The sequence below is a fragment of the Massilia sp. genome (genome assembly GCF_031995545.1).
Classification (GTDB): domain Bacteria; phylum Pseudomonadota; class Gammaproteobacteria; order Burkholderiales; family Burkholderiaceae_D; genus Telluria.
In genome coordinates this window covers 19,119-29,698 of sequence record NZ_DAMAGA010000050.1, presented here as the reverse complement: position 1 = coordinate 29,698, position 10,580 = coordinate 19,119, and the positions used below count along the sequence as shown (strand labels likewise).

The following is a 10,580-nucleotide window of genomic DNA, read 5'->3' as shown; positions in this document are numbered from 1 at the left end:
GTCAGCCGGCACCTCCATCAAACGCCCACACTTATCGACTGTTAATTTTTAAAGATCAGAATTCGGTACTGCTTCATCTGCTGTTTGCTTCGAATCGTTTTGTTCGTCAGCAGCAGAGGAACGAGATTATGCCGTTCGATCCGCAGCTCGTCAACAGCTTTTTTTCGACAATTTTCTTCCCGGCCTATGCATGACAATTAGAAACGTACTGACACCTCGGCTATAGTCGGTCGATCCAGGTCACCCAAGAAAGCTTTCATGCCGTTCGCCCGCATCCTCCAATGCACGCTTGCCCTCTTGCTGTGCTCCAGCGCATTGGCGCGATCACCGGCTACCGCGCCCTTGCCGGCCGAGACCTTCTTCCAGCCCAACACGACCGACTCCGTCGAAATCTCGCCTTCCGGCCGCTGGATGGCGATCCAGGGCCGCGCCCCTGGCGAACGCGCCACCCTGAAAGTGATCGACCTGGAAGGCAAGGAGGCGCCGCGCATCATCGTCAAGTTTTCCAGGCTCGACGTCAGCGATTTCAACTGGGTGAACGACGACTGGCTGGTGTTCAGCCTCGACGACGAAAACGACAAGAGCGGGCAAGTCTACGGCGGCGGCCTGAACGCGGTCCGGCGCGATGGCGAAAAGATCCGCCCACTGATCAAGCGCCAGTTCGACTCGGCTTTCCAGGAACAGGGCAACGTCGCCCTCGAGCCGAATAACGAGATGCTCGGCGTCGGCGCGCCCGGAACCAACGAGATCGTCATCGGCGAGAACCATTTCAGCACCGACTACAGCGAATACGTGTATCTCAGCCTGCGCACGATGGATGTGTCCACCGGCGCCACCCGCGTCTTCTTCAAGACCCAGCCGGAACCGCCGGTACGCATGATCAGCTGGCTGCTCGACCGCAAAGGCCTGGCCCGCGTCGGCACATCGCGCCAGGAAAACAAATATGCCGTCTGGTGGTTCGATACCAAGGGAGCGCGCTGGACCAAGATCGCCGAGGATGCGTGGGGCGAATCCGATTTCACGCCGGCCTACGTGGACGAGCAGGATCGCCTGTTCGTCACCGTGCGCAACCACGACACCAGCCTGAGCGAGCTGCGCGAATTCGATTTCGCGACCGGCAAGCCGGCGCCCGCCGTGGTGCTCTCGCTGCCGGGGTTCGACGTCGACCCGACGCCGATCCGCGACCAGGGCAGCAACAAGGTGCATGGCCTGCGCCTGCTGACCGATGCGCACAGCGTGGCCTGGTTCTCGCCCACCATGCGGGCGATCCAGGAAAAAGCCGACGCCCTGCTGCCGGGGCGCGTCAATCACCTCACCTGCCACCCGTGCGAGGCGCCGAAGGCGGTGCTGGTCACTTCGTACTCGGACACCAGCCCCGGCGAATTCGTGCTGTACCGTCCGGCCAGCGGCCAGTTCGAGCGGATCGCCGCGCGCCGCCCCGGCCATCCGGACAAGCAGATGGCCAACCTGGAGCTGTACCGCACCACCACCCGCGACGGTGCCGACCTGCCGGTCTGGATCACGAAGAACGACCAGGGCGCCAAGGGCCCGCGCCCGGCGGTCGTGCTGGTGCACGGCGGCCCGTGGGTGCGCGGCACCAGTTGGGAATGGGATGCGCAGGTGCAGTTCCTGGCGTCGCGCGGCTACGTCGTGATCGAGCCCGAGTTCCGCGGCAGCACCGGCTTTGGCGATCGCCACTTCCGCGCCGGCTGGAAGCAGTGGGGCCAGCGCATGCAGGACGACGTCACCGATGCGCTGCGCTTCGCGGTGAATAAAGGCTGGGTCGACGCAAGCGCGTCTGCATCGCCGGCGCCAGCTACGGCGGCTACGCCGCGCTGATGGGACCGATCCGCGATCCGGGCCAGTACAAGTGCAGCGTGGCCTGGGTCGGCGTGTCCGATCCGCGCCTGCTGTATTCGGTGTTCTGGTCGGACATCTCGGATGTGTCGAAGACGTATTCGATGCCACAGCTGATCGGCGACCCGAACAAGGATGCGGCGCTGCTGTCGGCCAATGCGCCGCTGGAGCACGCGGCGCAGATCAAGGTCCCGGTGCTGCTGGCCTATGGCGCGCGCGACCGCCGCGTGCCCCTGGCCCATGGCGAACGGATGCGCGCGGCCCTCAGCAACGCCGGCAACCCGCCAGAGTGGGTGGTGTACGACGACGAGGGGCACGGCTGGCGGCGCACCGCCAACCAGCTCGACTTCTGGCGCCGGGTCGAGCAGTTCCTGGCGAAGCACCTGCGCTGATCATCCGCCGGCCGCCTGTGCCGGCGGCGCGCCGTCAAGCCGGATGAAATCGACGAAGGCGCGCAGCGGCGCCGGCACCAGCCGCCGCCCCGAATAGTACAGATAGGGCCCGGAAAAACGCGGCCACCAGTCTTCCAGAACCGGCTGCAGCTCGCCGCGTTCGACATACGGCGTCAGCCAGTCCTCGAACAGATAGACCACGCCCGCGCCGGCCACGGCCGCATCGAGCGCCAGGTCGAGCGCCCCCCCCACCTGCACCAGCAGCTGACCATTGGGATCGATGGTCACCGCTTCGCCATCGCGCTCGAACACCCACTGGATCATGGCGCCGCTACTGAAGCGCGCACGGATGCAGTCGCCCGGCGCCAGTTCGCGCGGGTGCCTGGGTGTGCCGTGCCGCGCCAGCCATGCCGGCGACGCGGCGGCCGCCATGCGCTGGCTGCGCGGGCCGATCGGCACCGCGATCATGTCCTGCTCCAGCTTCTCTTCATAGCGGATGCCGGCGTCGCAGCCAGCCGCCAGCACGTCCACAAAACTTTCGTCGGCCACCACCTCGAGCCGGATCTCGGGATACGCCGCCAGGAAGCGCGGCACGATCGACGGCAGCACCAGGCGCGCCGCACTGAGCGGCACATTCAGGCGCAGAGTGCCGGTCGGGCGGTCGCGAAAGCCGTTGACCACGTCCAGCGCGGCGTCGATCTCGCTCAGCACCGGGTCGAGCCGCGCCAGCAGGCTGCGCCCGGCTTCGGTCGGCACCACGCTGCGCGTGGTCCGGTTCAGCAGGCGCACGCCGAGGCGCGCTTCCAGCCGGCGCACCGCTTCGCTCAGGCCGGACGCGCTGCCGTCGGTCGCCCGCGCCGCCTCGCGAAAGCCGCCGGCACGCGCCACCGCCACAAACGCGGACAGATCTCCCAGCTCTACTTTCATGCCAACCTCATTGTTCGTTTTTTCGTACAGCCCGTGTGGATTAAGACGGATTGTCACATAAGTGGCGTGACCGTATCGTGATGTCTCCAACCACTATTCACCACAGGAGCACACCATGACCACGATCGCACAGGCAGGCACCTACTCATTCGGCGGCCGCACTGTCGCCCGGCTCGGCTACGGCGCGATGCAGCTGGCCGGTCCCGGCGTGTTCGGTCCACCGCGCGACCCGGAAGCCGCGCGCGCCGTCCTGCGCACGGCAGTGGAACTGGGCGTGAACCACATCGACACCTCGGATTTCTATGGCCCGCACATCACCAACCGGCTGATCCGCGAAGCGCTGCATCCCTACCGCGACGACCTGCTGATCGTCACCAAGATCGGCGCCCGCCGCGGCGAGGACGCCAGCTGGCTGCCGGCCTTCTCGAAAGCCGAACTGGAACAGGCCGTGCACGACAACCTGCGCAACCTGGGCCTGGACGTGCTGGACGTGGTCAACCTGCGCGCCATGTTCGACGTGCACGGCCCGGTCGAAGGCTCGCTCGAAGAGCCGCTGGCGGCACTGGCCGAACTGCGCCGGCGCGGCCTGATCCGCCATATCGGTTTGAGCAACGTGACGCCGCGCCAGGTCGAAGACGCGCAGCGCATCGTGCCGGTGGCCTGCGTGCAGAATATGTACAACCTGGCGCACCGGGCCGACGACGCGCTGATCGACAGGCTGGCAGCGCAGGGCATCCCCTACGTGCCGTTCTTCCCGCTCGGCGGCTTCTCGCCGCTGCAGTCAAGCGCGCTGTCGGCCGTCGCCACGCAACTGGAAGCGACGCCGATGCAGGTGGCGATCGCCTGGCTGCTGGAGCGGGCGCCGAACCTGCTCTTGATTCCCGGTACGTCGTCGGTGACGCACCTGCGCGAGAACCTGGCCGCCGCCAACCTGGTGCTGCCGGTGGATGCACTGGCGGCGCTGGACGGCATCTCGCGCCAGGCCGAAGCTACTCGCGCAGCGTGACGGTGCTGTAGTGCGGATCGGCCCTGATCCGCTCCTGCGTGAACGGCAACTGCGGCCACTCCTTGCGCGAATAGACCAGGGTCTGGTCGGCGTACCAGGGCGAGGCCGGATCGGTCGACTGGCTATAGGTCAGCATGCCCTGCGCCACCGGCCCCTGCTCGTCGAAGGTCACGGTCTGGATGTAGCTCTGGCCCCAGTGCGCGCCGACGTAGCCGCTCGAGGTCAGGCTGCTTCTCATGGTAAGCGAACCGTAGGTGCCTTCCTGGTTGCCGTTCCCGCCATGCAGCGGGATGCGCACACCGTTGCGCGGCTCGACCTGATAGTCGCCCAGGCGGCCGTCGAACGGCACGCCCAGGGCCTGCAGCGCCAGCGTGGCATTCTTCAGCGTCGCCAGCATGCCCGGGATGGCGCCTGGGGCGACGCCGTTCGGCGTGTTCACCGGATCGCGCGCATCGAACGGCACTGCCCATTTATTCGGCAGCGCCGATGCCGCGCTCCAGAATTCGCGGAACAGCACCGCGCCGCGGCTCTCGATGTCGGCGCGCCGGTCCCAGTTGGCCAAGGCGGCGCAGGCCTGGCGCAGCAGGGTGTCGCTGCTGGTTTCGCAAGCCGGCAGCAGTTGCGGCAGCACCAGCTCGGCCGCGTACACGCGGTTCGAGAGCGCCAGCGCCTGCATGTCGGCCAGCGTCAGCCTGGTGCGCTGGGCCAGCAAATCCTCCACCTGACGAAAACCCATGCGCGTGCGCAGGCTCTGCTCCACGCCCACGCGGCCGTACAGCGGCGAGAAGCCGAGCGGCGCCGGGCCGACCAGCGGCTGCTTCGGATTGGCCAGCCAGTAGCTGTCGTTCGAATTGCCGACGTAGTCCGTGCGCGCCATCCACGGCGCGTTGGCCGGCGAATAGATGCCGCTCGGCGCGCCCGTATCCTGTCCCCAGCCGCAGCTGCTGCGCGAACCGTCGAACAGCAGCGCCGCCTGCAGCAGCAGGCAGCCATTGACGAACTTGTCGGCGTTCATGTGCGGCACCACGCTGGCATCGGCGAACAGCGCGTTGCCATCGCGGTCGGCCGCCAGCGTGTTCACCCACGGCAGCCCGGCCACGCGGTCGAGCGAAGCCTTGAGCGTGGCGGTGCTGGTCGCGGTGCCGATGCCCAGCCACTGTTCGAGCAGGCGGGTGTTGTTGCGGTTCGGGTCGGCCAACACATAGGCATTGTTGGCAGTCCAGGTCATGCCGGCTTCCGGTCGCACGATGACCGCGCCCTGGCGGCTGAACCAGAAGGTCTTGCTGCGCCTGGCCAGCGAGCCATCGGCCTGCAGCACCTCGACTTCGACCGCCTTCGACGTCATCTTGACGCGCGCGCCGTCATAGATATAGGTGGTGCCGCTGGCGTCGCCCGCGTCCAGCGCCAGCCGGAAGGTGGTGAAGTGGTAGGCCGTGGTGACCGTATGGCTCCAGGCCACGTCGCGGTTGAAGCCGATGACGATGGCCGGCATGCCGCCGATGATCACGCCCATCGCATCGTAACGCCCTGGTACCGTCAGGTGCGCCTGGTAGAAGCGGTCGGTGGTGGTCCATGGGTAGTGCGGATTGCCGAGCAACAGGCCGCGCCCGTTGGCCGACAAATCGCGCCCCACAGCCAGCGCATTGCTGCCGAAGCCCTGGCGATCGAGCGCATCGAGCTGCGCCACCAGCGTCGCCGGATCGAGCTTGCGCGGCGCGTCTTTCGCCAGCGTCGTGACGCCCGGCGCACGGCCGGTGGCCACGAAGTCTTTCGAGAACACCTGGCCGGAAGCATGCAGCGCCTTTTCGGCGATCACCAGCATCATGTCGTCCTGCGTCATCGGCCGCACCCAGCGCGCGCCGGCGCAGGCGGCCGGCAGCTTGCCGGCGTAGTCCTTCAGGTAGCGGTTGTAGCCTTCGACGAAGCCGGCCATGAGTTCGCGCGGCTCGGCACTGCCGGCGGCGTAGCCGGCGCGCAGCTGTTCAATATCCAGGTAACCCTTGAAGAAGAAGTCGCTGTCCTCGTTCTTGAGGTCCATGAAGCCGCTGGCGGCGCCATAGTCGTCGCCGGTGCGGCGCTGCGGCCGCGCTTTGCCGCCGAAGAAGGCCGAGCGCTCGCCGCGCACCGTGAGCAGCGAGTCGGCGAACATGCAGACGTTGTCCTGCGCATAGGCGTAGGCCAGGCCGTAGCCCAGGCTGCGGAAATCGTTCGCAAGCACGTGCGGCACGCCGTGGGTGGTGCGCGCCACCTCGACCTCGATGCGCGCCGCGCTGGCCGGCGGCGCCGGCGCATCGTCGTCGTCGCCCCAGTCGCAGGCGGCCAGGGACAAGGAAAGCGAAGCGGCAAGGAGGAAGCGGAACGATACGACATTGGTGCGGCGCTGCATGAGGGCCTTTCCGCGGCCAGGCCGCGTCAATGGTACGGAACAATAAAATAATGTTACGTACCTTAACCCTGAATGATTCGCCTTGGACGGCCCGGAAAGCAAAAAAGCCCACCAGACACCTGGTGGGCTTTCTCTAATAACTAGCCTGACGATAAACTACTTTCACACTGGTTGCAGCACTATCATCGTCGCAATGTCGTTTCACGGTCCTGTTCGGGATGGGAAGGGGTGGTACCGACTTGCTATGGTCATCAGGCTTGACTGATTGGGTTGCTGTCCCTGCGCTGGCTAAAGCGTCGGCGGCAGCAGGCCCTGAATTCCGGGGCGCATTCTACCAAGAGAGTTGGCAAACCGCCAGCGCTTTCGCCGGCGCCAGCGCGTAAAATGGCTGTTTTGCCCTCACCCGCGCCGCCATGACCATCCTGCTCTCGACCCTCAACGCCCGCTACACGCACGCCTCGCTCGGCCTGCGCTACCTGCTGGCCAATATGGGCGCGCTGCAAGAGCAAACGAAAATCCAGGAATTCGTCATCGGCGCCAAGACCACCGATCTGGTCGAGCGCATCCTGGCGCACGCGCCGCGCATCGTTGGTTTCGGCGTGTATATCTGGAACGTGGAAGAAACCACGCGCCTGGTGGCGCTGCTCAAACGGGTGGCGCCACAGATCACGGTGGTGCTGGGCGGCCCCGAAGTCTCGCACGAGACGAACGAGCAGGAAATCGTGCGCCTGGCCGATTACGTTATCACCGGCTGGGGCGACGTCACCTTCCCCAAGCTGTGCGGCGAGATCCTGAACGGCCCCAAGCCGCTGATGAAGGTGCACGCCGGCGTGCAGCCGCCGATGGAAGACATCGCCCTGCCCTACGCTCTATATAGCGAGGACGACATCGCCCACCGCACCCTGTACGTGGAAGCCTCGCGCGGCTGCCCGTTCAAGTGCGAGTTCTGCCTGTCGTCGCTGGACAAGACCGCGTGGCCGTTCCCCCTCGATTCTTTTCTGGCCGAGCTGGAGCTGTTGTATACCCAAGGCGCGCGCCTGTTCAAGTTCGTCGACCGCACCTTCAACCTGAACATCAAGACCAGCCTGCGCATCATGCAGTTCTTCCTGGATAAGATCGAGGCCAACCCGGACGACCCGGTCTATGCCCACTTCGAGCTGGTGCCCGACCACCTGCCGGACGCGCTCAAGGAAACCATCGCCAAGTTCCCGCCCGGCGCGCTGCAGTTCGAGATCGGCATCCAGAGCTTCAATCCGGAAGTCCAGGCCCTGGTGAGCCGGCGCCAGAACAACGAGAAGGCGGCAGAGAACATCCGCTGGCTGACGCAGGAGTCGCAGGCCCACCTGCACGTCGACCTGATCGCCGGTCTGCCGGGCGAAGACGTGGAGAGTTTCGCGCGCGGCTTCGACAAGCTGGTCGGCCTCGGTGCGCAAGAGATCCAGTTCGGCATCCTCAAGCGCCTGCGCGGCACGCCGATCATCCGCCACACCGAGCCGTTCGGCATGGTGTACGACCCGTATCCGCCCTACACCGTGCTGGCGACCGACCGCATCGACTTCGCCGCCATGCAACGCCTGGTGCGCTTCGCGCGCTACTGGGACCTGGTGGCCAACTCGGGACGCTTCGCGCATACCACCCCGATCCTGCTGGGCGAGACCCCGTTCGACAACTTCATGGCTTTCGCCGACTGGATGTTTACCAAGACCGATGCCACCCACCGGATCGCGCTCGAGCGCCTGGCCAAGCTGGTGGTGGAATGGCTGCAGCTGCGCGGCATGGCGCGTCAAGAGGCAGAAGCGCTGGTCGCCAGCGACTACGCGGGCAAGGGCAACCACCACGCACCCACCCTCAAACATTTCGCCGAAACGCCGCCGGAAGCCATCAAGGCAGTAGCCCCGGCGCGCCAGGTACGCCACCTGGCAGCCTGATACGGTAGAGATGCCCGGCTGGCAGCAGTTTCGATTCTCTTTTACACTGCCGCAATGCAGATTGAAAATGCGCCAACATTGACCATCCACCAGTCCGGCTCCACAGCCGGACAATCGGTCATTGCCAGCGGCGTCTGGCAGGTGCACGGCCTGTCGCAGCGCGGGGTCCTGAAAGGGATCACGCGCCAGCTCGAAGGCCTCAAGGACAAGGGCGCCTGCGAATGGGACCTGTCCGGCATCGAAAGCCTGGACCACATCGGCGCCCAGCTGTTCTGGAATACCTGGAACAAGCAGCGCCCCAAACGTTTGACACTCGATCCGCGTCAGGAAGACCTGTTCAAGCGCATCGAGAGCGCCAGCGGCCTGAAACTGCCGCGCACCCGCAGCAGCCCGTTCGACTGGGTGATCGTACTCGGCGCCGGCATTCTGAATTTCTTCCAGCACCTGCGCAGCTTCATTGGCCTGATCGGCATCGTGGTGCAGGACCTGGGCCGCTTCCTGCGCCGCCCGGCTGTGGGACCGTGGCGCGAGATCTCGGCCAACATTTATCACTCCGGCTTCCAGGCGCTCGGCATCACCGCGCTGGTAGGCTTCCTGATCGGGATCGTGCTGTCTTACCTGGTGTCGCAGCAGCTGCGCATGTTCGGCGGCGACGCCTTCCTGGTCGACCTGCTGGGCATCGCCGTGATCCGCGAACTGGGCCCGCTGCTGGCGGCGATCCTGGTGGCGGGACGTTCAGGCTCTTCGATCACGGCGCAGCTGGGCGTGATGCGGGTGACCGAGGAACTTGACGCGATGCTGGTGATGGGCGTCTCGCACGGCTACCGCCTGATCATGCCCAAGGTCGTGGCGCTGGCGATCTCGATGCCGCTGCTGGTGGTATGGACCGATGCCATGGCGCTGCTGGGCGGGATGGTCGCGGCCAAGATCGAGATGGGGATGTCGTTCAGGTACTTCCTGCAAAAGCTGCCGGACGCGGTGCCGGCCGTGAACTACTCGATCGGCCTGCTCAAGGGCTCGACCTTCGGCGTGTTGATCGTGCTGATCGCCTGCCACTTTGGCCTGCGCATCAAGCCGAACACCGAAAGCCTGGGCCGCGGCACCACCACCTCGGTGGTCACCGCGATCACGGTGGTGATCCTGGCCGACGCGGTGTACGCCATCATCTTCAGCGGCACGGGGTTGTTCTGATGAGCGCATCCGGCAAAGGACGGCAACAGCACCTGAACCTGCGTCCCGACGTCGAAGTCGGCGCGCCGGTGGTCCAGATCCGCAACCTGTGGACGCGTTTCGGGCGCACCGTGGTGCACCAGGACCTGAACCTCGACATCTACCAGGGCGAGATCCTGACCATCGTCGGCGGCTCGGGCACCGGCAAGACCGTGCTGCTGCGTCAGATGCTGGGCCTCGAGCGCCCGTCGCAGGGCAGCGTGCGCGTGTTCGGCGAAGACATCAGCGCCGCTTCGCCGACCCAGCTGCAGCGCATGCGCAACCACTGGGGCATGCTGTTCCAGCAGGGCGCGCTGTATTCGGCGCTGAGCGTGTTCGACAACATCGCGCTGCCGATGCGCGAGCTGCGCGCCCTGCCCGAAGACGTGATCCGCGACGCCGTGCTGCTGAAAATGGACATGGTAGGACTGGGCCCGGAGCACGCCAACAAGATGCCGGCCGACCTGTCGGGCGGCATGGTCAAGCGCGCCGCGCTGGCGCGCGCCCTGGCGCTCGAGCCTCAGTTACTCTTCCTGGACGAGCCGACCGCGGGCCTCGATCCCGACCTGTCGGACGCCTTCGTGGCCCTGATCCAGACCCTGCACCGCGAACTGGGCCTGACCGTGGTGATGGTCACGCACGACCTGGACACGCTGTTCGCGCTGTCCTCGCGCATCGCGGTGCTGGCCGAGAAGCACGTGCTGGCGGTGGGACCGTCGTGCGACGTGCTGCAGGTCCAGCATCCCTTCATCCAGCACTTCTTCCTCGGCCCGCGCGGCCTGCGCGCGCTGGAGGTGCTGGAAGAGCGCAATGGGGAGCACGGCGGCAACGGCGAACAGCACAACGAACAACCGAATCAAGCGGAGAATCGATAG

7 protein-coding genes, 1 rRNA gene and 1 pseudogene are annotated in these 10,580 nt (G+C 66.0%); 6 read left to right on the top strand and 3 right to left on the bottom strand.

Translation table 11 applies throughout. The annotated features are described in order from the left end of the window. Together RTQ83_RS22350 and RTQ83_RS22345 are read left to right on the top strand one after the other, a co-directional pair. Nucleotides 1-194, top strand: a 194-nt coding sequence (locus tag RTQ83_RS22350) for a hypothetical protein (protein WP_312519657.1), incomplete at its 5' end; no start/stop codon positions are given. A 64-nt stretch (nt 195-258) separates the two neighbouring features. Further along, a pseudogene (locus RTQ83_RS22345) lies at nt 259-2,249 on the top strand (alpha/beta hydrolase family protein). Here the strand turns inward: RTQ83_RS22345 and RTQ83_RS22335 are convergent. Further along, nucleotides 2,250-3,176 (bottom strand): LysR family transcriptional regulator, encoded by a 927-nt coding sequence (locus RTQ83_RS22335; protein WP_312519648.1) that lies wholly within the window; start codon nt 3,174-3,176, stop codon nt 2,250-2,252. 115 nt (nt 3,177-3,291) lie between these two features. On the opposite strand from RTQ83_RS22335, the gene RTQ83_RS22330 reads away from it, so the two are divergent. Beyond that, complete coding sequence (locus tag RTQ83_RS22330; RefSeq protein WP_312519645.1) at nt 3,292-4,182, top strand: aldo/keto reductase family oxidoreductase; 891 nt, start codon at nt 3,292-3,294, stop codon at nt 4,180-4,182. Here RTQ83_RS22330 and RTQ83_RS22325 read toward each other — a convergent pair. Both RTQ83_RS22325 and rrf read right to left on the bottom strand, forming a co-directional pair. After that, nucleotides 4,166-6,568 (bottom strand): penicillin acylase family protein, encoded by a 2,403-nt coding sequence (locus tag RTQ83_RS22325; RefSeq protein WP_312519642.1) that lies wholly within the window; start codon nt 6,566-6,568, stop codon nt 4,166-4,168. The two genes, RTQ83_RS22330 and RTQ83_RS22325, sit on opposite strands and share 17 nt — an antisense overlap. Before the next feature lie 143 nt (nt 6,569-6,711). Continuing rightward, nucleotides 6,712-6,824 (bottom strand): 5S ribosomal RNA (gene rrf, locus RTQ83_RS22320). 157 nt (nt 6,825-6,981) lie between these two features. Here rrf and RTQ83_RS22315 point away from each other — a divergent pair. Genes RTQ83_RS22315 through RTQ83_RS22305 form a run of 3 tightly spaced genes read left to right on the top strand, consistent with a single transcriptional unit; the run spans nt 6,982 to nt 10,580 of the window. Continuing rightward, on the top strand, nt 6,982-8,496 hold the full coding sequence (locus tag RTQ83_RS22315) for a DUF4080 domain-containing protein (RefSeq protein ID WP_312519639.1): 1,515 nt from the start codon (nt 6,982-6,984) through the stop codon (nt 8,494-8,496). Nucleotides 8,497-8,550: 54 nt separating this feature from the next. Beyond that, entirely contained in the window at nt 8,551-9,687 is a 1,137-nt protein-coding gene (locus RTQ83_RS22310) for an ABC transporter permease (protein ID WP_312519637.1), read from the top strand. Continuing rightward, nucleotides 9,687-10,580: an ATP-binding cassette domain-containing protein gene (locus tag RTQ83_RS22305; protein WP_312519635.1), complete on the top strand. Its 894-nt coding sequence runs from the start codon at nt 9,687-9,689 to the stop codon at nt 10,578-10,580. The genes RTQ83_RS22310 and RTQ83_RS22305 overlap by 1 nt, the downstream gene beginning before the upstream one ends.